The 25,062-nt window shown below is 71.0% G+C and carries 22 protein-coding genes and 5 tRNA genes; 10 read left to right on the top strand and 17 right to left on the bottom strand.

Going from position 1 to position 25,062, the window contains the following annotated elements:
- Positions 1–38: 38 nt before the first annotated feature.
- Genes ACIBCM_RS32865 through ACIBCM_RS32855 form a run of 3 tightly spaced genes read right to left on the bottom strand, consistent with a single transcriptional unit; the run spans position 39 to position 1,579 of the window.
- On the bottom strand, positions 39–893 hold the full coding sequence (locus ACIBCM_RS32865; protein ID WP_399249705.1) for a helix-turn-helix domain-containing protein: 855 nt from the start codon (positions 891–893) through the stop codon (positions 39–41).
- 4 nt (positions 894–897) lie between these two features.
- A complete protein-coding gene (locus ACIBCM_RS32860; RefSeq protein ID WP_399249704.1) occupies positions 898–1,410 on the bottom strand; it encodes a DUF6879 family protein in 513 nt (170 codons plus the stop codon).
- Positions 1,385–1,579 carry a hypothetical protein gene (locus tag ACIBCM_RS32855; RefSeq protein ID WP_399249702.1) on the bottom strand — a complete coding sequence of 65 codons (195 nt, stop codon included), beginning with the start codon at positions 1,577–1,579 and terminating at the stop codon, positions 1,385–1,387. The genes ACIBCM_RS32860 and ACIBCM_RS32855 overlap by 26 nt, the downstream gene beginning before the upstream one ends.
- A gap of 462 nt (positions 1,580–2,041) precedes the next feature.
- Between ACIBCM_RS32855 and ACIBCM_RS32850 the strand changes: the two genes are divergently transcribed.
- On the top strand, positions 2,042–2,242 hold the full coding sequence (locus ACIBCM_RS32850; protein WP_399249700.1) for a hypothetical protein: 201 nt from the start codon (positions 2,042–2,044) through the stop codon (positions 2,240–2,242).
- 169 nt (positions 2,243–2,411) lie between these two features.
- Here ACIBCM_RS32850 and ACIBCM_RS32845 read toward each other — a convergent pair.
- From ACIBCM_RS32845 to ACIBCM_RS32815, 7 genes are all read right to left on the bottom strand, one after another.
- Positions 2,412–2,484 (bottom strand) — tRNA-Lys (locus ACIBCM_RS32845).
- 113 nt (positions 2,485–2,597) lie between these two features.
- Entirely contained in the window at positions 2,598–3,329 is a 732-nt protein-coding gene (locus ACIBCM_RS32840; protein ID WP_399249698.1) for an FG-GAP repeat domain-containing protein, read from the bottom strand.
- Between the two features lie 274 nt (positions 3,330–3,603).
- Entirely contained in the window at positions 3,604–5,955 is a 2,352-nt protein-coding gene (locus tag ACIBCM_RS32835; RefSeq protein WP_399249696.1) for a DEAD/DEAH box helicase, read from the bottom strand.
- A gap of 206 nt (positions 5,956–6,161) precedes the next feature.
- Positions 6,162–6,710 (bottom strand): hypothetical protein, encoded by a 549-nt coding sequence (locus tag ACIBCM_RS32830; RefSeq protein ID WP_399249694.1) that lies wholly within the window; start codon positions 6,708–6,710, stop codon positions 6,162–6,164.
- Positions 6,711–7,154: 444 nt separating this feature from the next.
- Entirely contained in the window at positions 7,155–7,517 is a 363-nt protein-coding gene (crcB, locus tag ACIBCM_RS32825; RefSeq protein WP_399249692.1) for a fluoride efflux transporter CrcB, read from the bottom strand.
- A 16-nt stretch (positions 7,518–7,533) separates the two neighbouring features.
- Positions 7,534–8,034 carry a fluoride efflux transporter FluC gene (locus tag ACIBCM_RS32820; RefSeq protein ID WP_399249690.1) on the bottom strand — a complete coding sequence of 167 codons (501 nt, stop codon included), beginning with the start codon at positions 8,032–8,034 and terminating at the stop codon, positions 7,534–7,536.
- Positions 8,031–8,381, bottom strand: coding sequence for a metallopeptidase family protein (locus tag ACIBCM_RS32815; protein WP_399249688.1), 351 nt, complete (start codon positions 8,379–8,381; stop codon positions 8,031–8,033). The genes ACIBCM_RS32820 and ACIBCM_RS32815 overlap by 4 nt, the downstream gene beginning before the upstream one ends.
- Positions 8,382–8,514: 133 nt before the next feature.
- On the opposite strand from ACIBCM_RS32815, the gene ACIBCM_RS32810 reads away from it, so the two are divergent.
- From ACIBCM_RS32810 to ACIBCM_RS32795, 4 genes are all read left to right on the top strand, one after another.
- A complete protein-coding gene (locus ACIBCM_RS32810) occupies positions 8,515–10,362 on the top strand; it encodes a metallophosphoesterase (RefSeq protein ID WP_399249686.1) in 1,848 nt (615 codons plus the stop codon).
- Between the two features lie 103 nt (positions 10,363–10,465).
- A tRNA-Glu gene (locus ACIBCM_RS32805) sits at positions 10,466–10,538 on the top strand.
- A 38-nt stretch (positions 10,539–10,576) separates the two neighbouring features.
- A tRNA-Asp gene (locus ACIBCM_RS32800) sits at positions 10,577–10,651 on the top strand.
- 20 nt (positions 10,652–10,671) lie between these two features.
- Positions 10,672–10,748 (top strand) — tRNA-Phe (locus ACIBCM_RS32795).
- Between the two features lie 47 nt (positions 10,749–10,795).
- Here ACIBCM_RS32795 and ACIBCM_RS32790 read toward each other — a convergent pair.
- From ACIBCM_RS32790 to ACIBCM_RS32780, 3 genes are all read right to left on the bottom strand, one after another.
- Entirely contained in the window at positions 10,796–11,731 is a 936-nt protein-coding gene (locus tag ACIBCM_RS32790) for a cytochrome c biogenesis CcdA family protein (protein WP_399249684.1), read from the bottom strand.
- Positions 11,728–12,450: a DsbA family protein gene (locus ACIBCM_RS32785; RefSeq protein ID WP_399249682.1), complete on the bottom strand. Its 723-nt coding sequence runs from the start codon at positions 12,448–12,450 to the stop codon at positions 11,728–11,730. The genes ACIBCM_RS32790 and ACIBCM_RS32785 overlap by 4 nt, the downstream gene beginning before the upstream one ends.
- 65 nt (positions 12,451–12,515) lie before the next feature.
- Positions 12,516–12,941 (bottom strand): hypothetical protein, encoded by a 426-nt coding sequence (locus ACIBCM_RS32780; RefSeq protein WP_399249680.1) that lies wholly within the window; start codon positions 12,939–12,941, stop codon positions 12,516–12,518.
- Positions 12,942–13,069: 128 nt separating this feature from the next.
- On the opposite strand from ACIBCM_RS32780, the gene hrpA reads away from it, so the two are divergent.
- From hrpA to ACIBCM_RS32765, 3 genes are all read left to right on the top strand, one after another.
- Positions 13,070–17,149 (top strand): ATP-dependent RNA helicase HrpA, encoded by a 4,080-nt coding sequence (hrpA, locus tag ACIBCM_RS32775; RefSeq protein ID WP_399249678.1) that lies wholly within the window; start codon positions 13,070–13,072, stop codon positions 17,147–17,149.
- A 118-nt stretch (positions 17,150–17,267) separates the two neighbouring features.
- A tRNA-Asp gene (locus tag ACIBCM_RS32770) sits at positions 17,268–17,342 on the top strand.
- Positions 17,343–18,182: 840 nt separating this feature from the next.
- The gene (locus ACIBCM_RS32765; RefSeq protein ID WP_399249676.1) at positions 18,183–18,410 is read left to right on the top strand and encodes a DUF6274 family protein; all 228 of its coding nucleotides are present in this window, start codon (positions 18,183–18,185) and stop codon (positions 18,408–18,410) included.
- Between the two features lie 390 nt (positions 18,411–18,800).
- Here the strand turns inward: ACIBCM_RS32765 and bldC are convergent, their stop codons facing one another.
- Both bldC and ACIBCM_RS32755 read right to left on the bottom strand, forming a co-directional pair.
- Positions 18,801–19,007 (bottom strand): developmental transcriptional regulator BldC, encoded by a 207-nt coding sequence (gene bldC, locus ACIBCM_RS32760; RefSeq protein WP_003949541.1) that lies wholly within the window; start codon positions 19,005–19,007, stop codon positions 18,801–18,803.
- 484 nt (positions 19,008–19,491) lie between these two features.
- Positions 19,492–20,331: a hypothetical protein gene (locus ACIBCM_RS32755; protein WP_399249674.1), complete on the bottom strand. Its 840-nt coding sequence runs from the start codon at positions 20,329–20,331 to the stop codon at positions 19,492–19,494.
- A gap of 162 nt (positions 20,332–20,493) precedes the next feature.
- Between ACIBCM_RS32755 and ACIBCM_RS32750 the strand changes: the two genes are divergently transcribed.
- Positions 20,494–21,585 carry a Leu/Phe/Val dehydrogenase gene (locus ACIBCM_RS32750; protein WP_399249672.1) on the top strand — a complete coding sequence of 364 codons (1,092 nt, stop codon included), beginning with the start codon at positions 20,494–20,496 and terminating at the stop codon, positions 21,583–21,585.
- Positions 21,586–21,866: 281 nt separating this feature from the next.
- The gene (locus tag ACIBCM_RS32745; RefSeq protein ID WP_399249670.1) at positions 21,867–22,121 is read left to right on the top strand and encodes a DUF3073 domain-containing protein; all 255 of its coding nucleotides are present in this window, start codon (positions 21,867–21,869) and stop codon (positions 22,119–22,121) included.
- 176 nt (positions 22,122–22,297) lie between these two features.
- Here ACIBCM_RS32745 and purM read toward each other — a convergent pair whose 3' ends face one another.
- Both purM and purF read right to left on the bottom strand, forming a co-directional pair.
- A complete protein-coding gene (purM, locus tag ACIBCM_RS32740; protein ID WP_399249668.1) occupies positions 22,298–23,392 on the bottom strand; it encodes a phosphoribosylformylglycinamidine cyclo-ligase in 1,095 nt (364 codons plus the stop codon).
- A gap of 76 nt (positions 23,393–23,468) precedes the next feature.
- Positions 23,469–24,986, bottom strand: a complete 1,518-nt coding sequence (gene purF, locus ACIBCM_RS32735) for an amidophosphoribosyltransferase (protein ID WP_399249666.1) — start codon at positions 24,984–24,986, stop codon at positions 23,469–23,471.
- Positions 24,987–25,062: the final 76 nt, after the last annotated feature.

Raw genomic sequence — 25,062 nt, 5'->3', positions numbered from 1 at the left:
CCGTAAGGGCAACCGTTGCTCAGACGGCAACGGTTCCGTCAGTTCAGTGCGTCGATCGCCTTCACGATCAGCCCGCGCGCCTCCTGCCCGTACACCGCCAGCTCCGTGAGCCTGGTGAATGCACGCAGATAGATGTCCAGCTCACTGGGGGCCGTGACCGTCACCCGCGCGGCGAGCAGCTCCACATGGACGCGGGCGTCGTCGAAGACCGTGAACTGCTCGATGGGCCACATCACCCGCTCCCGGGGCGCGGCAGAGGGGATGACGCCCAGCGATATGGACGGCAGGCCCATGGACGCCAGCAACGCGCCCAGCTGCCCCGCCATCACCTCGGTGTCCCCGACGCGGTGGTGCAGGACCTTCTCCTCCACCAGTGTCGCGAAGCGATGGTCCCCCTCGTGGACCACCCGCGAGCGGCGCATCCGCGCGTCGACCGCCTCGCTGACATCGTCGGGGGTGCCTCTGAATCCCGCGATGGTCCCCATGAGAGCCGACGCGTAGCCGGGGGTCTGGAGATACCCCGGTACCACGTGCGAGGCGTACACGCGGAACAGGCGGGTGCTCTCGTACCGGGACGCCGACGCCTCCTGGAGGTGCCGCATTCCCGTGCGCTGGAGGCGCTTCCACTGCACGTACATGGAGTCGGCCTGGCGGTTCGCCGCTATGAGGTCCGGGGCCTGACCGGTGGCTCCGCACGCCCGGCACCAAGCCCGGACATCCTCATCGGAAGGAGCCGTGCGCGCGTTCTCGATCCGGGACGACTTGGCCACGGACCATCCGCAGCGCCGGGCCAGTTCCTTCCCCGTGATCCCGGCGTCCTGCCGCAGCTCCCGCAGGCGCCCCGCGAGAGCTGCGCGCGCCTCGTGCACGCTCGACGTCGGAAAGCGGGACATGGCGCTACTGGATCTCGTACTTCTCGTGCGGGATGGCGAGGCTCCAGACCTGCTCGAACGCGGCAGTATGCAACTCGACCGCTGCCGGGTCTTCCCGCAGTTCCTTGCCCCTCCACTCGCCGTCACCGGAGAAGTGGTGGATGCGGACCCGGCGGTTGTCGAAGACCCAGAAGTCGTTGGCCGGCAGGAGCAGGTCCGTCCGTTGCCGTGGGAGCCAGCGCACCTGTTCCCCGGCCGCTGCGTTGGCGTGGGTCTGGTAGTGCTCCCAGCGGATGTATTCGGTCACCGGCTCGGAGACGACCCGGGCCCGGCGCACGGCGACACCGCGGGCGACGGCGTCGGCGATCTGCTGGTGGAACGGACGCCACCATGACGCCGTGTCCTCCCAGTCGACGCGGTGGCCCTGCTGCCACGCTTCGAAGCGAGGGTTGCTGTAGTAGCTGTCCCGCATCTCCAGGTGGACCGCTGACCGCCGGGTGTCGGCGAGGAGGTCAGCGAATTCCGGGATCGAGTTCATCGCACGCCTTCCTGATGATCGGCACCATGCGCTTGGGGATCCTGATGACCGTCTCGCCGGGAGGGATGGGGGCCTTGGCGGGCGACAGCGTGTGGCACTCGGCGGTGGACGCGTCGTCTGCCCGGTAGCTCTGGATCAGCAAGTCCTCGGCGGCTGTGTCCACCCACACCGTTGGGCATCCGTCCTCGTCTGTGTCGGGATCGATCCCGACGAACCGTATGGTCACAGCGGCTGACCTCCAAGCGCTAGCCGATTGCAGGGGATTGCATCCACCGTCACGGCTGGAGCGACACGGGTCAAGGGCGCATCGTCGTCATGACCTGGAGGGACCAACTCCCCTGTAATCCGGTGCAACTTTGTGGCGGTCCGGGATGCCCGCTTCCTACGGTCCTGGGACGCGATCCGACGACTCGGCTGGGGGACGACCGGTGATGACGATCAAGGTGTACCGGGTGAGCCGCGACGGGCAGCGGCGGACGGTGCGGCCAACGGCGGAGTTCGGCGGTGACGGCGATCCCACGGTGGTCCCAGCGTCGTTGTCGTACCCACCCTGTGTCTGTCTCCGCTGCCGGGACACCGGAACGCCCGTGCTTCCGGCGGCCCCGTCCGGGGGCCACGGGCACAGCCGCTGATGGAGCCCCTGCCCCGCTCGGTCCCGGCGTGCCGGGACGTGCCGATCCCGCCCGTAGAAGACCTGAGCTGGCGCGCGTACCAGGGCTACGACTGCTACGCCTGCGGCCAACCGCTCACCACCGGAGCCGTCCACGCCGGATGGGCACGCGGCCACGCTGGCGCCCACGTCCTCGACACCGAGGTATGGGCCTGCCCCTGACCCCCGAGACCGCCCCGGTCTGCCCGCGCCCCCGTCGCGGACAGGCCGGGGCTCTTCTGCGTCGTGATCGTTTACCTATCGGGCCGGCAGCGGGCCAGCAGGCGCCTCTCCGGTGCCCTGAAAAGCGGTGAGCCCCAGGCCAGATGTGCTCTGACCTGGGGCTGGAGGGTAGGCCGTGTGGGACTCGAACCCACAACCAACGGATTAAAAGTCCGCTGCTCTGCCAATTGAGCTAACGGCCCTCGGCGACATCACACCCGAGCATAGCCGGAGCGAACCCGGGAGCCGATCGGGTATCCGATCATTGGGGCGGGAGTCGGGTGGTGTCGCCTTGTGGGGGGAGGGCGGGCGGGGGTCAGTGGAGGGAGCGGTAGTCCTGCCGGCCGGAGCCGACCTCGACCGTGCGGCCGAAGGAGCCCGTTCCGTTGCCGAGGTTGCGCAGGAGGCGGTCGGAGGTGTCGCGGGAGATCAGGTCGTTCTTGCCGTCGCCGTTGAGGTCGCCCGCGCCGACGATGGCGTTGCGGCCCGCGCCCCAGTCCTTGAGGACGAGGGCCCTGCTTCTGACGGTGCCGCGCCCGGTGCCGTTGTAGCGCCGGAGTTCGCCGCCGGAGTCGCGGACCATGAGGTCGCCGTGGCCGGCGCCGGTCATGTCGCCGGCGCCGATGAGGGTGAGGCCCTCCCCCAGGATGTCGGCGCGGCCCTCGCCCGTGAGATCGCCCGTGGTCAGCACGGTGTCGAAGCTGTCGAAGCCGGTGGCGAACGTCACCTTGGGGGAGGCCGGGCCGGGCATGCCGTCGCAGGTGCCGTTGTGGCGGATCAGATCGCCCGGGGTGACGCGGACGACGACGGCTTTGCAGCGGTCGCCCGTCTTGTCGTCCATGGGGACGACGGTGTCGGCGGCCCTCCAGCCGGAGGCCGCGGACCAGCTCAGGCCCGGGCTGTGGTCCTTGGCGAACCCTTCGTGGCCGTAGATCGCGGTCGCGCTGCGGGTGAGTACCTCGGGGGCGCCGTTGTCGGTGTGGGGGCGTGCCACGTTCGTCCCGGTGGCCGTGTGGCTGTCGGCCAGGCCGATCGGGCTGGTCGGCACAGTGACCGCCCGGACGTGGACGGCCTGGTCGGCGTCGTGAACGCGACGTGCCCGCCGAACGTGTCCACGGTCCACCGCACGTCCACCGGCAGCCGCGCGACCTCGGTCGTCGTCGCCGGACCGCTGACCACGGCAGCCTGGAACGACAGACGGGCAGGGCCCACACCTCGGAGTTCGAGTCGAGGTGCGGGCCCTGCCCGTACGCATCACATCGGGCCGGCCGGTGACCAGCCGTCAGCGGCGGGCCGACGTGCCGCGATCAGCCGTCGTACCGTCAGCCGTTGCGCTTCCAGCGCGGCTTGTCGTCGCGGCGGCCGAAGGAGCCCGAGTTGGTGCCGGTGCCGGTGCCGCGGTGCTCACCACGGTGGTCGTCGCGGCGGGCGTACGGGCGGTCCGAGGAGCCCGGCCGGTAGCCGCCCGAGGGGCGGTCGTCACGGCGGTCGCGGTTGAACGGACGGTCGCTGCCACGGTGGCCGCCGGGGCGGTCGTCGCGGCGGTAGCCGCCGGAGGGGCGGTCGTCACGACGGTCGAACGAACGACCACCACGGTCATCACGGCGGTCGCGGTTGAACGGACGGTCCTCACGACGGTCACGGTCGAACGAGCGGTCACGGTCGAAGGAACGCCCGCCACGGTCACCGCGCTCGCCACCCCGGTCGTCCCGGCGATCGTCACGGCGGAAGCCGCCCGAGGGACGGTCGTCACGACGGTCGAACGAACGACCACCACGGTCATCACGGCGGTCGCGGTTGAACGGACGGTCATCACGACGGTCACGGTCGAAGGAACGCCCGCCACGGTCACCGCGCTCGCCACCCCGGTCGTCCCGGCGATCGTCACGGTCGTCACGGCGGCCGTCGTACGAACGGCCCCGCCGCTCGAAGTTGCCCCGGTCGTCACGGCGGTCGTCACGGCGGTCCGCCTGCGGCTGCGGGGCGGACGCGGCCACGGCGGCCTCCAGCTCCGCCTCGGCGGCCTCGGTCACCTCGGCGATCGCGGCCGCGGGGTCGTCGCCCCGCTCACGCGCGGCGCGGGCCACCAGGCGGTCGGCCTCCTCGCGGAGTTCGGCGGCGCGGCGCTGGACGCGCTCCAGCTGCCGGGTGAGTTCGGCGGCCTCCCGCTCGGCCTGCTTGGCGGCGTTGTTCGCGGAGTCGGCCTGGACCTCGGTCAGCGAACGCGCCCCGGTGATCTCGGCGACCTCCGGGTCGAACGCGCCCGCCCCGCCCACGATGTGGCGCGAGGCGTCGACGCCCGCGTCCTCCATCAGCCGGAAGATCTGGCGGCGCTGGTGCGGCAGCGACAGGGAGACGACGACGCCGGACTTGCCGGCGCGGGCGGTACGGCCCGAGCGGTGCAGATAGTCCTTGTGGTCACCGGCCGGGTCCACGTTCAGCACCAGGTCGATGCCGTCGACGTGGATACCGCGCGCGGCGACGTCGGTGGCGACGAGCGCGTTGACGTAGCCGTCCTTGAAGTCGGCCAGCGTCCGGGTGCGCGCGCCCTGGGTCATACCGCCGTGCAGCGCGTCCGCCTTCACACCCGACTCGCGCAGCTGCTCGGCGATACGGTCCGCGCCCAGCTGGGTGCGGACGAAGATGATGGTGCGGCCCTTGCGGGCGGCGATCGCGGCCGTGACCGGGGCCTTGTCCTTCGGCTTCACGACGAGGACGTGGTGGGTCATGGTGCTGACATTGCCCTGGGCGCTGTCGACCTCGTGGCTGACCGGGTCGGTCAGATAGCGCCGGACGAGGGTGCTGATCTCGTTCTCCATCGTCGCGGAGAAGAGCATGCGCTGACCGCCGGTCGGCACCTGGTCGAGCAGTTCGGTGACCTCGGGCAGGAAGCCCAGGTCCGACATCTGGTCGGCCTCGTCCAGGATCGCGATCTGGACCTGGTCGAGGGAGCAGGCGCCGCGGTTGATGATGTCCCGCAGCCGGCCCGGGGTGGCGACGAGGATGTCGACACCGCGCTCCAGGGCGTAGATCTGGTTGCCAATCGACGTACCGCCGCAGACGACCTTCATCTTCAGGCCGAGGACGTCGCCGTACGGCTGGAGCGCGTCCGCGACCTGCATGGCCAGCTCACGGGTGGGGGTGAGGATGACACCGCGCGGCTTCTTCTTCTCGGTGAAGCCGCCGGAGAGGGTGGCCAGCAGCGGGAGGCCGAAGGAGAGCGTCTTTCCGGAGCCGGTACGGCCGCGGCCGAGGATGTCCTTTCCGGCCAGGGCGTCCGGAATGGTCGCGGCCTGGATCGGGAAGGGGACGGTGACGCCGTTCTGCGCGAGCTTGCGGACGACGCCCTCGGGGAGGCCGAGGTCCGCGAACGTGACCTCGGGGGCCTCGGACGCAACAGACTCTGCGGAGGAGTCGGACACGTCGGACGCCTCGGACGCGTCAGCCGGCTCGGACGCCACGGAGGACTCAGCCGCCACGGACGACTCGGCCGCCACGGAAACCTCAGCGGCAGGGACCTCAGCGGCCTCGGGGGCGTCGGCGGCGGGCTCGACACCGAGCGATTCAAGGGTCACGGTTCCGGCGGCCGCCGGGGTGCCGGCGGTCTCGGCCGGGGCCTCGCCCGTCGGCTCGTTCTCGGGCATGACGGGGTGCTCAGCACTGAAAGCGGACATGCGAAATGCGAAACCTTCCGGAGTCTCGGCACGCGCCCAAACTCCGTGTTTTCGCAAGTCGACCGCCTCTATGCGGTCAGCCACGGCTAGGGAGAGTACGCGCCACGCGGCGCTCTTCTGTTTCGGCGCCGGGCAATGGGATCAAACGATCTACCACCATACGCACCCTCCCCCTCCCCAGGCAAACCACACCGGAGTGACCCCCGTTACACCGCCCCCCTCTGCTCCGGCCCCGTCTGGGGTGACGCCACCGGCTCCCACCCCGGCCCGGGGCCGTCGGCGTAGGCCGGCCGTACCGCGCCCGCGTGCACATCGGGCGCGGAGGACGGCGACGGCGGGTCGGTCGGTTCGGGGGTGGGCTGGGGGGTGGGTTCCACGGGCGGCTCGGTGGCGGGCTCCTCCTGCGGCGGAGTCGGCTGTACGGAAGGGGTGGGCCCGTCTCCGGTCGGCTGGGGCACACCGGGCTGGTGCGGGCGCTTCCCGCCCCCGGGCGGCCGGGCGGCGGGGCCCGCCGTACCACTCGGGCTCGGTGACGCGTCCGGTGCGTCGCCCTTGCCCCCGGGGGCGCCGGAATCTCCCCGTCCGCCACGGAGGTGACGGCCGCCGGACCCACCGTGGACACCGTCGTGCTCGGTCACGGCGCCGCTGCGGCCGGAGGGCTTGCCGGGCACCGGCTCGGCGCCCTTGTCGTCGCTCACGCTCATACAGCCCGCCGTGGCGGCGAGCGCCAGCGAGGCGGCGAACGCGACAGCCAAACGGCCAGGGGCGGACAACTGGCGCACGGGGGCACCTCCGGGGACGGTACGGGGACAGGGCGCGGGATTCGCCACCGCGCGCGGGATGCGCACCCGGACGCGGGGGTGCCCTGTCCAACTCCCCGTGGCCCGCGGGGGACACGCCCCAGAGCCTGACAAGTACACGACGGCGCCGACGCCCGCGCCCGCCGGGGCAGGCCCCGAGCCCGGCACCGCCACGGCCACCACCGGCCCGTACGGGCGGACCGGTGCCGACGCGGGCCTGTACGCGCGGGCCGACCGCGCCCCGTACCAGCGGACGGTGCCTACGGACCCTGCCAACCCACGGCCCCTACCGGCACAACCGCCGCACCGCAGGAGAACCCGGCGCCCGGGCCCGCCCCGACCGCCGGGGGCCGCCGGCCCCGGACCGGCAGCGCCCGTCCGGCGTCCCGGCCCGCCGCCCTACCCCAGCAGCGCCTGCGCCGCCTCCGCCCCCAGGACCACCGCCGCGAGCCCCACCACCACCGACCCCAGCACATTCGCCGCCGCAAGAGGACCCCACCCGCGCTCTGTCAGCCGGAACGTCTCGTAGGAGAAGGTCGAGTAGGTGGTGAGCGCCCCGCACAGCCCCGTCCCCAGCAGCGCGTTCGTCTGCGAGGACACCGACATCCCCGCCACCACGCCGAGCACCAGACACCCCGACGCGTTGACCGCGAAGGTGCCCCAGGGGAACACCGAGCCATGGCGCGCCTGCATCGCACGGTCGGTCAGATAGCGCAGGGGCGCCCCGACGGCCGCGCCCAACGCCACCAGCAGCCACGTCATATGACGGCCCGCCGGGTCATGGGAGGGCCCGCCGGGTCAGTGCCGTGGCCAGCCACACCGCGCCGACGCAGCAGACGACCGTGCCGGCCGCGTACCCCAGGGCCGCGCCGGACCGGCCGCTCTCCAGCAGCACACGGAAGTCCAGCCCGTACGTCGAGAACGTGGTGAATCCGCCCAGCACCCCGACACCGGCGAACGGCCGCACCAGCGGATGCGCGCTCCGGCCGCCCTCGCTGATGAGGACCATCAGGACACCGAGAAGGGCGGAACCGGAGCCGTTGATCACGAGGGTCACCCAGGGGAAGCCCTCCACCGGCCACGCCCGCATGAGCGCGTAGCGGGCCAGGGCGCCGATGACGCCGCCCACCGAGATCACCGCGAGGACGCCCCACCGGCGCGCCCCGGACGTCTCCGCCCGCTGGGTCGGCACATGCAGATCGACATCCGGGTCGATGGCCTCCCCCGCGCCCGGGGAAGGGTCGACGGCCTCCCCCGGTCCCGGAGAGCCGGGGCTCACCCGTACCCCAGCGCGTGCAGCCGCTCGTCGTCGATGCCGAAATGGTGGGCGATCTCATGAACCACGGTGATTTCCGTCTCCTCCACCACCTCCTCGCGGTTCTGGCACATCCGCAGCGTCGGCCCCCGGTAGATCGTGATCCGGTCCGGCAGCACCCCGGCGTACCACTCGCCGCGATCGGTGAGCGGGGTTCCCTCGTAGAGCCCGAGCAGCTCGGGGTCGTCGGCGGCCGGTTCGTCCTCGACGAACACGGCGACGTTGTCCATCAGCCGCGTCAGCTCGGGCGGGATCCGGTCCAGCGCCTCGGCGACCAGTTCCTCGAACTCCTCGCGCGTCATCTCCAGCACCTGGCCATTGTCACGTACAACATGACGGCGGTCTCCCCGAGCCCTGCGCGTCCCGTGCGGCCGGTCCGCCGCCCCAGTGCGGTCCCGCCCCGGTGTTCGCATGGCGAGGGGCCCCGATGGGCATACGGGCCCAATGGCACGCTCAGTCCGCAAAGTCCGGGAACGGATCGGAGAACCGGTCCGCGCCGCGCTGCTCCGGCTCGGTAACCGTGGCCGGAACCGGAACCCGGACCGGAACCGGGGCCCGAGCACGAACAGGCCCGGCGCCGAGGGCAGGAAAGGGCCCGGGACCGGGCGCGAGAAAGGGCCCGGGACCCGGCTCGGGCGCGCGGCCGGCCGCCTTCCGGGCATCCGCGTCCCGCTCCCGTACCCCCGGCTCCGGCGGATACGCGGCCCGCTCCGGCGCGGATACGGACGGCTCCGGCAGCCGTACGAGCGGATACGGCGCCACTACCGCTCCCGGTACACCGAGCAGCTCACCAGTACGCTCGTCCGCACCCCGCACCCCTGGGCCCGCGCGCTCGGTCTCACGGTCGTCGTGGTCGCGGGCGCCTGGCTCGGGCTGCTGATCGTGGGCAGCGTCCACACCCCCGTCGGGCCGATGAACACCAGCATGACCCTGCGGCCCGATCTCACCGGCGGCACCAGGATCAACGTCTCGCCGCTGGGTGCGCTGGAGCTGGAATCCCATCTGGCGCCGCTGCGGCTCGACGTGGACGTGGAGCAGCTCGACCCCGCCCGCTCCACCGCGCTGGTCGAGCACCCCGAGCGGCTGTCCGGCCTCCAGGACGAGGTCGCGCAGGACGTCGTCAGCGGCACCACGGAACTCGCCGTACGTTCCTGTGCCGCCGTCGTCGGCGGGGCGACGGCCCTCGGTCTCGCCGTCTACCGCCGTCCCCGCAGGGCGCTGGCGGCGGGCGGGCTGGCGCTGGCGCTGCTCGCCGCGTCCGGTGTCAGCGCGGTGGTGACCTGGAACGCGGACTCGGTGCTGGAGCCCAAGTTCTCCGGTCTGCTCTCCAGCGCGCCCTCCCTCGTCGGCAACGCCCGCTCGATCGTCACCGAATTCGACGTCTACCAGCAGGAGTTGGCCCGTCTGGTCACCAATGTCACCAAGCTGTACGACGCGACCTCCACCCTGCCCGCGTATCAGCCGGACCCGGGCACCATGCGGGTCCTGCACGTCTCCGACATCCATCTGAACCCGGCCGCCTGGCACATCATCGCCTCGCTCGTGGAGCAGTACGGGATCGACGTGATCATCGACTCCGGCGACACCATGGACCACGGAACCGCCGCCGAGAACACCTTCCTCGACCCCATCGCCGACCTCGGCGCCCCCTATGTCTGGGTGCGCGGCAACCATGACTCCCGTATCACCCAGGCATATCTCTCCCGGCTGAAGAACGTGCATGTGCTGGACGAGGGCCGGGCCGTCAGCGTCGGCGGGCTGCGCATCGCGGGCAGCGGGGACCCGCAGTTCACCCCCGACCGCTCGGTGGCCGCCCAGGGGGATCCGGCCGAGCGGCTGACGGGCATCCGTCTCGCCTCCGCCCTGCGCGACCAGACCCGGGCGGGCACCCCCGTCGACATCGCGGTCGCCCACAACCCGGTCGCCGCCCGCGAGACCGACGGCACGGTCCCGCTCGTCCTGGCCGGGCATGTGCACCGCCGTGTCAACGAGGTGATGGAGCACGGCACCCGGCTGAAGATCGAGGGCTCCACGGGCGGCGGCGGGCTGCGCGCGGTGCAGAACGACAAACCGGAGAAGGTACGGGCGTCGGTGCTCTATCTCGACCGTGCGACCCGGCGGCTCCAGGCATGGGACGAGATCACCCTCGGCGGACTCGGTCTGACGACCGCCGAGGTCAGCCGTCATCTCCCCGAGGAGAACCGGCCCGGCGCCACCCCTCCCCCACCCTCGCCGGGGGCCTCCTCCCCCTCCCGTTCACCGGTGCCGCCACCGCGTTCACCGGCTCCCTGAGCCGTTTTCCCGAGGGCCCGAAAACGGTTTTGGCGATACCTCCCGCCATCCCATATGCTTCTCACGTCCCCGACGCGCTGCAAAGCGCCCAGGCGGGCCCTTAGCCCTCATCGTCTAGTGGCCCAGGACGCCGCCCTTTCAAGGCGGTAGCACGGGTTCGAATCCCGTTGGGGGCACGCAACACATGTGCGAGACTGGTGCTCGCACATTGCTTGGTCCTGTGGAGCAGTTTGGAGTGCTCGCCACCCTGTCAAGGTGGAGGCCGCGGGTTCAAATCCCGTCAGGACCGCTGCGGTCATGTCACCGCGTGGCTGGGTAGCTCAGTTGGTACGAGCGATCGCCTGAAAAGCGATAGGTCGCCGGTTCGATCCCGGCCCCAGCCACCACCCGAAGGGCCCGTCCACCGGACGGGCCCTTCGTCGTGTCTGCGCCGTCATGCCTGCCCGCGGACGTCTCCGGCCTCGCGGGTGCCTCGGGCCTGGGGGAGTTCTCCGGCCTCCGGGGTGTCTCCGGCTCCTCCGTCCCCGGCCTCCCGGACCGGGTCGGCGGATGCGTCCCGCCGACGCCGTGCCCGTACGGCCGGAACGGCCACGGCCACCGCCGCCACCCCGGCCAGCAGCGCCCAGTCGGGGACCGCCCGGCCCAGCTCGCCCGCCCAGCGTTCGGCGGCGAAGGAGTCGTCGACCGAGAGCAGCCCCGGCAGGGCCGTGGCGCCGTCGAAGGCGAGGAACAGGGACCCCAGGACGATGAAGAACAGGCCCGAGAGCAGCGAGGTGGTGTGGAGGCGGAGGCGGCCGACCGTGAAGGCCCGACCGCGCAGCCATGCGCGCCCGCCGAGGCCGAACCGCTCCCACAGCAGCGCGAGCACGAAGAGCGGGACCGCCATCCCGAGGGCGTAGACCGCGAGGAGCAGCCCGCCGTAGACCGGGCTGCCGCTGAGCGCCGAGACCGTGAGGACGCTGCCGAGGATCGGGCCCGCGCAGAACCCGGCGAGGCCGTAGACCAGGCCCAGGGCGAACACGGGGGCGGCCGTCGTCGGCCGGATGCGGCCGGAGATCTCCGCGAGGCGGCGGGAGGCGAAGCCGAGGCCCAGGATCTGGGCGGCGCCGAGGACGATGATCAGCCAGCCGCCGAGGGACACGAGGAGGTCCCGGTTGCCGTAGAAGAACCGGCTCGCGTACGAGCCCGCCACCCCCAGCGGGACCAGGGTGGTGGCGAGCCCGGCGTAGAAGATCCCGGTACGCAGCAGAAGCCGGCCCGCCGAGTCGAGCGAGTACGCGAAGAACGCCGGGAGCAGCAGGGCGCTGCACGGGCTGATCAGGGCGAGCAGACCGCCGAGGAAGGCGGCCAGATAGCCGATCTCGGTCACTTCGCGGCCTTGTGGGCGGCCTCGATCGCCCGGGTGAACTCCGCGAGCGGCTGGGCGCCCGCGAGCGGGCGGCCGTTGATCAGGAAGGAGGGGGTGGAGGCGGCGCCGAGTCCGTAGGCCTCGGCCTGGTCCTCGGCGACCGACGCCTTCGCGGCCTCGCTGTCGAGGTCCCGGGCGAAACGGTCCAGGTCGGGGACGCCGGCCTCCCGGGCCAGGGTCTTCAGCCGGTCCTCGGAGAAGCCCTTCTCCTTGGCGCCCTCCGCGAAGGCGGCCTGGTGGAACTGCCAGAACTTCCCCTGCCGCCCGGCGGCCCAGGCGGCGCGGGCCGCGTTCTCCGAGGGCTCGCCGAAGATCGGGAAGTTGCGCCACTCGATACGCAGAACGCCCTGGTCGACGTACTTCCTGATGAGAGCGGGCTCGGTGTCGCGGGCGAACTTTCCGCAGAAGCCGCACTGGAAGTCGGCGTACTCGATCATCACGACGGGTGCGTCGGCGCGGCCGACGGCGAGGGGGTCCTTGGCGTCCCGGCGGGCGTACTGCTCCAGCCCGGGTACGGCGCCCCCGCCCGGGGCGGCGCTGACGTCGGCGACTGGTCCCGAGGTGCCGGGCGAGGCGGGGTCGTCGGGGCGGGTGGCGGTGTAGGAGGCGAGGCCGAGCAGCAGGGCGGCGACGGCGACACCGGCGCCGATGATCAGGGGCTTGCGGGAGGAGGACGGCATGACGGTGGTACTCCTGAGCGGCAGAAACGGGCAGAAGGGGCGTCCATGGGGAATGGATGCCCGTCCTACACACGCAGGATCGACAGTTCCTCCGGAGACGGCGGAACGAGCGGTGGCGGCCGTCCGTCCGGCGCAGTCCCGGTGGCCGTCGCCGTCCGGGCCCAGGTGTCCGTCGCGCAGTGGGTGTCCCAGGGCACGGGCGGCGGCTCGTACGCGGCCGTGGCGCGCGGCGGGGCGGACGGCTGCGCGCCCCGGTCCTCGCCCTGCCCGGTCTTACCGCAGCCGGGGCCCTGGCCCTGGGCCGTCAGAACCGGCCGCTCATCCCCGTGGCCGTACGCGCCCGAGGACGGGCCCGCCCCCTTTGAGGACAGGCCCGCAGAGGGCGCCGAGGGAGGCGGGCAGAGCGCCAGCAGCACCGTGAAGACCAGCCCCAGGAGCGCGATCGCGGCCACCGGCAGACGGGACCGGTGCCGGTCGCGGCTGGGCGGCATGGACGACCGGTCCCTTCGTGCGGGCTCGACAAATACATGGCAGGTGAATGATCTGCTCCATACTGCACCAGTTCGTGGAAGAAATGCGTTCGCCCCCGGTTTCCCGGGGGTGCGATCCTGGGGTCCGTATGTCTACTTCCTTCGCCGACCTCCAGACGCTGCTGGCCGGGGTGTCCCTGCGGGACGCCCACCGGCTCGGCCGCCGTCTTGAGGGCGCCCGCCGCATCCGTAAGCCCGAAGCGCGGCAGGCCGTGCTGGACGAGATCGCCGCCGAGACCGAGCGGGCGGCGGCCCGGACCGCCCGGCGGGCGGAGCGCGTCCCGGAGATCTCGTACCCCGAGCAGCTGCCGGTCAGCCAGAAGAAGGACGAGATCCTGGAGGCGATACGGGACCACCAGGTCGTGATCGTCGCCGGTGAGACGGGCTCCGGCAAGACGACGCAGATCCCCAAGATCTGTATGGAGCTGGGGCGCGGGGTGCGGGGCATGATCGGCCACACGCAGCCCCGGCGTATCGCGGCCCGTACCGTCGCCGAGCGCGTGGCCGAGGAGCTGCGGACCCCGCTCGGCGAGGCGGTGGGCTGGAAGGTCCGCTTCACCGACCAGGTCGGCGGCGACACCTATCTGAAGCTGATGACGGACGGCATCCTCCTCGCGGAGATCCAGACGGACCGCGAACTGCACGCCTACGACACGATCATCATCGACGAGGCGCACGAGCGGTCGCTGAACATCGACTTCCTGCTCGGCTATCTGGCGCAGCTACTGCCGAAGCGGCCGGATCTGAAGGTCGTCGTCACCTCGGCGACGATCGACCCGGAACGGTTCTCCCGCCACTTCGGGGACGCGCCGATCATCGAGGTCAGCGGGCGTACGTATCCGGTGGAGGTCCGCTACCGGCCGCTGCTGGACGAAGACGGCGCGGGCGGCGCCGACGGCCCCGACAGCGACCGCGACCAGATCACCGCGATCTGTGACGCGGTGGACGAGCTCCAGGGCGAGGGCAGGGGCGACATCCTCGTCTTCCTCTCCGGCGAGCGCGAGATCCGGGACACGGCGGACGCCCTCGCCAAGAGGCAGCGCCCCCGCGCCGGGGGCTCCGACCGGCACGGCACCGAAATCCTGCCGCTGTACGCACGGCTCTCCCACGCCGAGCAGCACCGGGTCTTCCAGCCGCACACCGGCCGCAGGATCGTTCTGGCGACCAATGTCGCGGAGACCTCGCTGACCGTTCCCGGCATCAAGTACGTGATCGACCCGGGCACCGCCCGTATCTCCCGCTACAGCCATCGCACCAAGGTCCAGCGGCTGCCGATCGAGGCGATCAGCCAGGCGAGCGCCAATCAGCGCAAGGGCCGCTGCGGCCGTACGTCGGACGGGATCTGCATCCGGCTGTACTCGCAGGAGGACTTCGAGGCGCGCCCCGAGTTCACGGACGCCGAGATCCTGCGGACGAATCTGGCCTCGGTCATCCTCCAGATGACGGCGGCCGGACTCGGCGACATCGGGAAGTTCCCCTTCATCGATCCGCCGGACCACCGCAATATCCGCGACGGTGTGCAGCTGCTCCAGGAGCTGGGCGCCTTCGACACGGCGCAGAAGTCCGCCCAGGATGGAAAACCCGCCGGCGAGCAGCAGGGAGAACCGGCCGGACAGCAGGCCGGGAAGCCGACCGGGAAACCGGACAGGACGGACGGGAAGAAGGGGCAGCGGCTCACCCCGCTCGGGCGGAAGCTGTCCCAGCTGCCGGTGGACCCGCGGCTCGCCCGGATGGTCATCGAGGCCGACAAGAACGGCTGTGTACGCGAGGTCATGGTGATCGCGGCCGCGCTCTCCATCCAGGACCCGCGCGAGCGGCCCGCCGAGAAGCAGACCCAGGCCGACCAGCAGCACGCCCGTTTCAAGGACGAGACCTCCGACTTCCTGGCCTACCTCAATCTGTGGCGGTACGTCCGCGAACAGCAGAAGGAGCGCGGCTCCTCCAGCTTCCGGCGGATGTGCAAGCAGGAGTACCTGAACTTCCTGCGCATCCGCGAATGGCAGGACATCTACGCCCAGCTGCGCCAGGTCGTCAAGGCCATGGGCATCCACATCAACGAGGAGGACGGCCCGGAGGCGAGCATCCATATCTCGCTGCTGTCGGGGCTGCTCTCGCACATCGGTCTCAAGGAAGCGGGCGCGGAGGCCGGGAAGGCGGGCGGCAAGAACGAGTATCTGGGCGCCCGGGGCGCGAAGTTCGCCGTCTTCCCCGGCTCGGCGCTGTTCAGGAAGCCGCCCCGGCTGGTGATGTCCGCCGAGCTGGTGGAGACCTCCCGGCTGTGGGCCCGCGTCAACGCGAAGATCGAGCCCGAGTGGATCGAGCCGCTCGCACAGCATCTGCTGAAGCGCACCTACAGCGAGCCGCACTGGGAGAAGGACCAGGCGGCGGTGATGGCATACGAGAAGGTCACGCTGTACGGGGTCCCGATCGTCGCCCAGCGCAAGGTGAACTACGGGCGGATCGACCCGGAGACCTCACGTGATCTTTTCATCCGCAACGCCCTGGTCGAGGGTGACTGGCGTACCCACCACAAGTTCTTCGCCGACAACCGCCGGCTGCTGACCGAGGTCGAGGAGCTGGAGCACCGGGCCCGCCGCCGCGACATCCTCGTGGACGACGAGACGCTCTACGACTTCTACGACCAGCGGGTGCCCGACCATGTCGTCTCGGGCGCGCACTTCGACTCCTGGTGGAAGAACAAGCGCCGGGACGAGCCCGAACTCCTCGACTTCGAGCGCGAGATGCTCATCAACGAGAAGGCGGGCGCGGTCACCAAGGACGACTATCCGGACTCCTGGCGCCAGGGCCGGCTGGCGTTCCGGGTGACCTATCAATTCGAGCCGGGCGCGGACGCGGACGGCGTCACCGTGCATGTGCCGCTCCAGGTGCTGAACCAGGTCACGGACGAGGGCTTCGACTGGCAGATCCCGGGGCTGCGCGAGGACGTCGTCATCGAGCTGATCCGCTCCCTGCCGAAGCCGATCCGGCGGCACTACGTGCCGGCGCCGAACTACGCCAAGGCGTTCCTGGAGCGCGCGGTCCCGCTGCGGGAGCCGCTGCCGGTGACGCTGGCGCGCGAACTCCAGAGCATGGTCGGGGTGCCGGTGCGCGCCGAGGACTTCGATCTGTCGAGGGTCCCCGACCATCTGAAGATCACTTTCCGTATCGTCGACGAGCGCCGGCGCAGGCTCGCCGAGGCCAAGGATCTGGAGGCGCTGCGGCTGGAGCTGCGCCCCAGGGCCCGCCAGGCCCTCTCCCGGGCCGCGGCGGCGACCGCGGGACCCTCGGGTGAGTCCATCGAGCGCACGGGACTGACGGACTGGACGATCGGCACGCTGGCGAAGGTCTTCGAGACCCGGCGCGCCGGGCAGCCGGTGAAGGCGTACCCCGCGCTGGTCGATGCCGGGGACACCGTCTCCGTACGCCTCTTCGACACCGAGGCGGAGCAGCGGCAGGCGATGTGGGCGGGCACGCGGCGGCTGATCCTGCGGAACATCCCCGTGAACGCGGCGAAGTTCGCCTCCGACCGGCTCGGCAACCAGCAGAAGCTGGCCCTGTCCCGCAATCCGCACGGTTCGGTCCAGGCCCTCTTCGACGACTGCGCGACGGCCGCGGCGGACCGGCTGATGGCCCAGCACGGCGGGCCGGCCTGGGACGAGGAGTCCTACCGCAAGCTGTACGACTCCGTACGCGCCGATCTCGTCGACACGACGGTACGGACGGTGGACCAGGTCCAGCAGATCCTGGCCGCCTGGCAGGCGTGCGAGCGCCGTCTCAAGGCCACGAACAGCCTTGCCCTGGTCAACAACGTCCAGGACGTACGGCAGCAGTTGGCGGCCCTGATGCCGGCCGGGTTCGTGACCTCGACCGGGCTGCGGCGGCTGCCCGATCTGATGCGCTATCTGGTCGCGGTGGACCGCAGGCTCCAGCAGATGCCGTCGGCGGTGCAGCGCGACACCACCCGCATGGAGAAGGTCCACGAGATGCAGGACGAGTACGCCTGGCTCCTGGAGCAGCTGCCCAGGGGCCGGCCCGTCCCGGGGAGCGTGCTGGACATCCGCTGGATGATCGAGGAGCTGCGGGTGAGCTACTTCGCGCACGCGCTGGGCACGGCGTATCCCGTCTCCGACAAGCGCATCGTGAAGGCCATCGACGCGGCGGCACCCTGACCGGCGGGCCCCCTCCGCTCGTGACGGGCCCGTCGCCCACAGTGAGTTCGACCGCCGGGCCGGGCTGCTGTAGAGTCTCTTCTCGCAGCCCAGCGCAGTTTTCGGAGCTGCGACATCTGGTCCTGTGGAGCAGTTTGGAGTGCTCGCCACCCTGTCAAGGTGGAGGCCGCGGGTTCAAATCCCGTCAGGACCGCGCAGGTTTTTCAAGACCCCGTAGCCTCGGAGAGGCCCGGGGTCTTCTGCATACCCCAACTGTCCCCGGGCCACCGGGCCTCGGGCCCCCGCGGTCCGGGCTCGGTCCTCAAACGCCGGACGGGCTGGAGTGACCGCGCCCGCCACCACGCGAATTTCCGACGGCCCGGGTCCGTCCTCAAGCGCCGGACGGGCTGGAGATGCGTGGATCCGGCCCGGCCACCACACCAAACGGACCCCACCCCGGCCACAGGTCCGTCCTCAAGCGCCGGACGGGCTGAAAGCGCGCCCCCAGCCCCCAACCCGGAAAGGCAACGGCGCCAAAAACCAGCCCCGCCGGCGATTGAGGCGCAGGCGCCCGCACCGGCAGCGGACAACCACCACACCCTCCGCCCTCATACGCCGGACAGACTGGAAAGGCTGGGCCGGAAAGGCAACGGTGCCAAAGACCAGCCTCGCCGGCGATTGAGGCGCGGGGGTCCGGGGGCAGAGCCCCCGGCAGGGACCCGCACCCGCAAAGGGGCACGAAACGCACCCGCGCCGGAAAGGCGAGGACGCCCGAAGGAACCAGCCTCGCCGGCGATTGAGGCGCAGGGGCCCGGGGCGGAGCCACGGGGCGGGAGAAGGCCGCAGGAGCCCGCGCCCCGGGCAAGTCGCGCGGGGAGCCCACCCGTTGACCCGGAGGCGGGCAGAAGGCGCCCCACGCGCCCCTGAGGGCCCCGGGGCACCGGACCCCGCCCCCCGGACCCCACCGCCCCGGGCAAGGCTCTTGACGGGGCCGGAGGGGCCGGGTACCCATCAAGGAGAGGGCGGCACACACCCACGGGCGGAGGTGACGTGCATGGCGGCGTCCCCGATACGGCGGCACGAGACCCGTGCCCTCCTGCGCGCCCACCTCGCCGCCGCCTCCGGCTACCGGCACCTCACCCGGAAGTGCCCCGCCTGCCGCCATCTCCAGCGCCTCGCGACGGAAGCCGAACCCGGCGCCCCCGACGGCACTGACACCGCACCCGCGCCCGCCTCCGGCACCACACCCGCCCCCGGGGCCGAAGGTCCCGGCACGGAGTGACTTCGGCCCGGTTCCCCGCCGCTCGGAAAGTGACACGCTCGACGTTGGCAAGAGTTGCACGGTGTGACGGGTGTCACCGTATAGGTTTTCAGAACGCGGGTTCTTAAGCCCTCCCTACAGACGACAAATTTAGTATGTGCAATTGCACCCACCGGTAAGCGCCCTCGCGTGCCTCCGCGAGCCCCTCCCCGAACCGCCCCGGGGCCTCTCCCGCCGGCCCCTCGGCGCCTACCGAGGAGTACATCGTTAGCGCATGAAAAATCGCGCTGGACCCGGCGGAGTCCAGCGCGATCAATGACTGCGGGCCTGTTGGGGCAGACGCCCGTCATGTGGAGCTATGGGTGGGCCTCACCAGGATGGGGGTCCCGGAACTGCCCGGTCAGCAAGGCTTCACGCCTCACTGCGCTGCTGCGGAATACCCGCCAGCAGCGCGCGTACCTCTGCCTCGCGGTACCGGCGATGTCCTCCGAGCGTGCGGATGGACGTGAGCTTGCCTGCCTTGGCCCAGCGGGTGACCGTCTTCGGATCCACGCGGAACATCGTGGCAACCTCAGCCGGGGTCAGCAGCGGCTCGGCATCAGGGGTGCGAGCTGTCATGAGCGGCCTCCTCGGGAGAACCGAACCTTCTCGGTTCTTTCCTCTAAATTCTGCACCTTGACCCGCGTTGCCCGAAATGGCGGACGCGGGCCGAGTCGGTTATAGGACGAACGGCTTGTCCTCGGCACTACAACTACACCATCTGTCCAGCCACGTCGGCCAAACCGACGGAATTGCCCTCTGAGGTGTCCAACAGCGGCGGAACGCCGATGGACCATGCCATAGCGGACAGTCACGTCACAGTGACGATCAGTCACACAGCGATCAGGAGTCACCAGACCCCCCATAGAGTGCAATGCCAAGCATTCCGCCCGAACTTGGGCGGAAGGAACCCCCCGGACTCCTTGTCCTATTTTGACACGAGGGAGGGCGATAGACGCAAGGGCCCCGTTAGTGCAGTCCGTCACGCTTGAGACAAAGGCCCGGATCGGGACCTACGGCCTAAGACGACAGGCTTCAATCCAGCGACGGGACGGGGGTTCGCTCAGTTCGCGAACTGAAGCTCCCTCACCACTCGCCACCGCTCCACCAGACGACCGTATGCCTCGCCGGCGCCCTCGCCGTCACCGGCCCGCAGGGCCGCGATGCCCGAGGCCACATCCGCGGCCGAGTGGTCGCCGTCGAGCTGCGGTCCGGTCAGCGCGTGGACCAGACCGCCGTAGTCCAGCTCGACCAGGGAGCGGGGATGGAACTCCTCCAGCCACTTGCCCACCTCCACCAGCCCCTCGGTGAGCGGCCCGCCGTCCGCGGACTCCCGCAGCGCTCTGAGGGCCCGCGCGGTGCGCCGCCGGGCCTCCACCATGGGCGTGCGGTAGCGCATCACCGCCGCCCCGGGCCCGGCGGGCTCGTACTCCCGCTCCTCGTCCCGGAAGAGCGCGAACCACCGCACCGGCACCTGCCACACCGCCGTCCTGATCCACGGCCGGGCGTCCGGATTACGCTCCCGCCACGCCTCCCAGTCCGCCGCGGCCTGGCCGCGCACCACGGGCGGCAGCGCGGCGTCGAGCAGAGGGCCGGGAAGACGCGCGGAGAGCTCCTCCAGCGCCAGCCAGCCGCGCAGCCGCGTCCGCCAGGGGCAGACGCAGACCGTCCCGTCCACCTCCGCGACAAAGGCGTCCCCGCTCTCGTGCACCGGTACGGGCACCGGCGGAGTGGGCAGCAAATCGGCCAGGGACCGCCTCAGTTCGTCCTGCGCCGTGGGGGTGGCACCACGGGTCGCGTAGCGGGCCCAGTGGCCCCGCTCGGGCTCCGGGAAGGCCGCCAGGGGCTCGTACACCCGCAGGTAGGACGCGTAAGGAACGATCACCGAGGACACCGCTGGCATACCGCAAATCCTTCCACGCCCTCACTCCGCTGCGCTCCCCGAGCGGGTGATCCTCGGCACTGCGCCTGATCTACGGCCGCGTAGGACTTACCCTCGTCCCCAACTGGGGCTTCCCCCACCCCGGGAAGCCCGCCCGCCGCTTCGTACTTGGGAGTCACTACCGTGACCGATGTGACCGGCGCCTCTGCAGATGTACTGCACACCCTCTTCCGGTCGGACCAGGGTGGCCACGAGCAGGTCGTGCTCTGCCAGGACCGCGCAACCGGCCTCAGGGCCGTCATCGCCATCCACTCCACCGCCCTGGGCCCCGCCCTCGGCGGCACCCGCTTCTACCCGTACGCCTCCGAGGCGGAGGCCATCGCCGACGCGCTGAACCTGTCCCGGGGCATGTCGTACAAGAACGCCATGGCCGGCCTGGACCACGGCGGCGGCAAGGCCGTGATCATGGGCGACCCGGAGACCCTCAAGAGCGAGGAACTGCTCCTCGCCTACGGCCGTTTCGTGGACTCCCTCGGCGGGCGCTATGTGACCGCCTGTGACGTCGGGACCTATGTCGCCGACATGGACGTGGTCGCCCGCAGCACCCGCTGGGCCACCGGCCGCTCCCCCGAGAACGGCGGCGCCGGCGACTCCTCGGTCCTCACCGCGTACGGGGTCTTCCAGGGCATGCGGGCCTCGGCCCGGCATCTGTGGGGCGAGGCGTCGCTCAGCGGACGCACGGTCGGTGTCGCGGGCGTCGGAAAGGTCGGACATCACCTGGTGAACCACCTCCTGGAGGACGGCGCCGAGGTCGTGATCACGGATGTGCGCCCGGAGTCCGTACAGCGAATTCTGGCCAGAAACCCGCAGGTGACCACCGTCGCGGACACCGATGTGCTCATCGGACTGCCCGGACTCGACGTGTACGCCCCCTGTGCGCTCGGCGGGGCGCTGAACGACGACAGCGTCCCCCGGCTCACCGCCCGGATCGTCTGCGGCGCCGCCAACAACCAGCTGGCGCACCCCGGCGTCGAGAAGGACCTCGCCGACCGCCAGATCCTCTACGCGCCCGACTACGTGGTGAACGCCGGAGGTGTGATCCAGGTCGCCGACGAACTGCACGGTTTCGACTTCGACCGCTGCAAGGCGAAGGCCGCGAAGATCTACGACACCACGCTCGCCATATTCGCACGTGCGAAGGAAGACGGCATTCCGCCGGCCGCCGCGGCCGACCGGATCGCCGAGCAGCGCATGGCGGAGGCCCGCCGGAGCTGACGCCGCACGGGGCCATGGCCCGCCGCCCTGGGAGACAAGACTCACCCCGGTCGGCGGGTCGAGTGCCCAGAAGAGGTTAATATCGCAGTTGACCAGCGAGGACGGGGCTCCTCGCGGGTCCTGCGAAGTGGCACGTCATGCGGGCGGCGTACCGTATGGCCGCGGAAGCAGGTACCGTTGAAGCCCTACGGGCCGGTCTCTCCACGGAGAGTCCGTTCCGAATCATGAACGCGTGTCAAGACTCTGGGGCCGTCGAGCCCCGTCACCGAGGGGGTCGAGCCATGGGGCGCGGCCGGGCCAAGGCCAAGCAGACAAAGGTCGCCCGCCAGCTGAAGTACAACAGCGGCGGCGGGACTGACCTGTCGCGTCTGGCCAACGAGCTGGGCGCATCGACTTCGAGCCAGCCTCCGAACCCGGAGCCGTTCGAGGACGACGACGAGGAAGACGACCCGTACGCGCGGTACGCCGACCTGTACAACGACGACGAGGACGACGACGAGGACGACGCACCGTCGTCGCAGCGTCGCGGCGCTTGACCTCGTACCGACCACCGACCCGGTCCTGGGGCACCACCCCACGGACCGGGTTCTGTGCTGTACGGCTCACGTGCCGCCGGGGCCGATCCCGCACAGGTCCGGATCATCGTGTCTGATCGCTCAGGCATCGCCGTGCCCGGTCCCGGTCGTCACCGGCCCGCCCGCCGCGGCCGCCGTCAGACCGCGTAGTCGCCGACGAGTTCCGCGCCCGTGGTGTGATCGCCGCGGTCGGTGATCTCCCCGGCGATCCAGGCGTCCAGACCGCGGTCGGCGAGCAGGGTCAGGGCGACCTCGGCCGACTCGGCGGGGACCACGGCGATCATGCCCACGCCCATGTTCAGGGTCTTCTCCAGTTCGAGGCGGTCGACCGACCCGGTCCGCCCGACGAGGTCGAAGACGGGTCCCGGGGTCCAGGTCGAACGGTCGACGACCGCGTGCAGGGCGTCCGGGACTACCCGGGCGAGGTTGTTGGCGAGCCCGCCGCCGGTCACATGGCTGAAGGCGTGGACCTCGGCGGTCCGGGCGAGCGCCAGACAGTCCAGGGAGTAGATCCGGGTGGGCTCCAGCAGCTCCTCGCCGAGGGTGCGGCCGAACTCCTCGACCTGCTGCTCCAGCGCCATCCCGGCCCGCTCGAACAGGACGTGGCGGACCAGTGAGTACCCGTTGGAGTGAAGGCCGGACGACGCCATGGCGATGACCGCGTCACCCTTACGGATACGATCCGGGCCCAGCAGCCCGTCGGCCTCCACCACTCCGGTACCGGCGCCGGCGACGTCGAAGTCGTCCTCGCCCAGCAGTCCGGGGTGCTCGGCGGTCTCGCCGCCGACCAGGGCGCAGCCTGCCAGTACACAGCCCTCGGCGATGCCCTTGACGATGGCGGCGACCCGCTCGGGGTGGACCTTGCCGACGCAGATGTAGTCGGTCATGAACAGCGGCTCGGCGCCGCAGACGACGAGGTCGTCGACGACCATGCCGACGAGGTCGTGGCCGATCGTGTCGTACACGCCCATCCTGCGGGCGAGGTCGACCTTGGTGCCCACGCCGTCCGTGGCGGAGGCCAGCAGCGGGCGTTCGTAGCGCTTGAGGGCGGAGGCGTCGAAGAGCCCGGCGAAGCCGCCGAGGCCGCCGAGGACCTCGGGGCGGCGGGTCTTGCGCACCCACTCCTTCATCAGCTCGACGGCGCGGTCACCGGCCTCGATGTCGACGCCCGCGGCGGCGTAGCTGGCGCCGGCGCCGTCCTGCGGGGCTCGCTCAAAGGACTCAGCTGTCATGACGGGGAAAGCCTTCGTGTCGTTGCTGCGGGGCCCGTGCGGGGTGAGTCACGGATGCTGTGGATCACGGTGGGGCCTACGGGCGGCGGAGGGCGTCGGCGGCGTCCGCGCCGCCCGCCAGCTCCGTCTCGAGAAGCTGCTTGCCGAGCAGCTCGGGGTCGGGGAGCTCCATCGGGTACTCGCCGTCGAAACAGGCGCGGCACAGATCCGGCTTGGCGATGGTGGTCGCCTCGATCATGCCGTCGATGGAGATGTACGAGAGGGAGTCGGCGCCCAGCGAGACGCCGATCTCCTCGATCGTCATACCGTTGGCGATCAGCTCCGCGCGGGTGGCGAAGTCGATGCCGAAGAAGCACGGCCACTTGACCGGCGGGGACGAGATCCGGATGTGGACCTCGGCCGCGCCCGCCTCGCGGAGCATCTTGACCAGGGCGCGCTGGGTGTTGCCGCGGACGATGGAGTCGTCGACGACCACGAGCCGCTTGCCCCGGATGACTTCCTTGAGGGGGTTCAGCTTGAGGCGGATGCCGAGCTGGCGGATGGTCTGGGAGGGCTGGATGAAGGTACGGCCCACATAGGCGTTCTTCACCAGTCCGGAGCCGTAGGGGATGCCGCTCGCCTCGGCGTAGCCGATCGCGGCCGGGGTGCCGGACTCCGGCGTCGCTATGACCAGGTCGGCTTCGACGGGAGCTTCCCTGGCCAATTTCCGGCCCATCTCGACACGGGAGAGATAGACGTTGCGGCCGGCGATGTCCGTGTCGGGACGGGCCAGATAGACATACTCGAAGACACAGCCCTTGGGCTTCGCTTCTGCGAATCGAGAGGTACGGACGCCGTTCTCGTCGATGGCGATCAGCTCGCCGGGCTCGATCTCGCGGACAAAGCCGGCGCCGCAGATGTCGAGGGCGGCGGACTCACTGGCGACGACCCAGCCCCGGTCGAGGCGGCCGAGGACGAGCGGGCGGATGCCCTGCGGGTCACGGGCCGCGTACAGCGTGGACTCGTCCATGAAGACCAGCGAGAAGGCGCCCTTGACCTGGGGCAGCACCGTGGCCGCCGCTTCCTCCACGGTGAGCGGCTTGCCGTCGGGGTCGGCCTGGCCCGCGAGCAGCGCGGTGACGAGGTCGGTGTCGTTGGTGGCGGCGACCTGGGTGGCGCGCCCGTCCTGGCGGGGCAGGGCGGCGACCAGCTCGGCGAGCTGGGCGGTGTTGACGAGGTTGCCGTTGTGCCCGAGCGCGATGGAGCCGTGGGCGGTGGCCCGGAAGGTCGGCTGCGCGTTCTCCCAGACGGAGGCCCCGGTCGTCGAGTACCGGGCATGGCCCACGGCGATATGCCCCCGGAGCGATCCGAGGGATGTCTCGTCGAAGACCTGGGAGACCAGGCCCATGTCCTTGAAGACCAGAATCTGCGAGCCGTTGCTCACCGCGATACCCGCGGACTCCTGGCCGCGATGCTGAAGGGCGTAGAGCCCGAAGTACGTGAGCTTTGCGACCTCTTCTCCGGGAGCCCAGACACCGAAGACGCCACACGCGTCCTGGGGGCCTTTCTCACCGGGGAGCAGATCGTGATTGAGTCGACCGTCACCACGTGGCACGGCACCGAGTGTAGGCGAGATCGACCACTGGTCCGAATTGGGGAGGCGGGGAATCCGGATCCGGGCCCGGGGCCGG

Source organism: Streptomyces sp. NPDC051018 (assembly GCF_044456085.1).
Taxonomy (GTDB): domain Bacteria; phylum Actinomycetota; class Actinomycetes; order Streptomycetales; family Streptomycetaceae; genus Streptomyces.
Note: the sequence above shows the minus strand (reverse complement) of the source record. Positions and strands in the feature narration are given on the sequence as shown.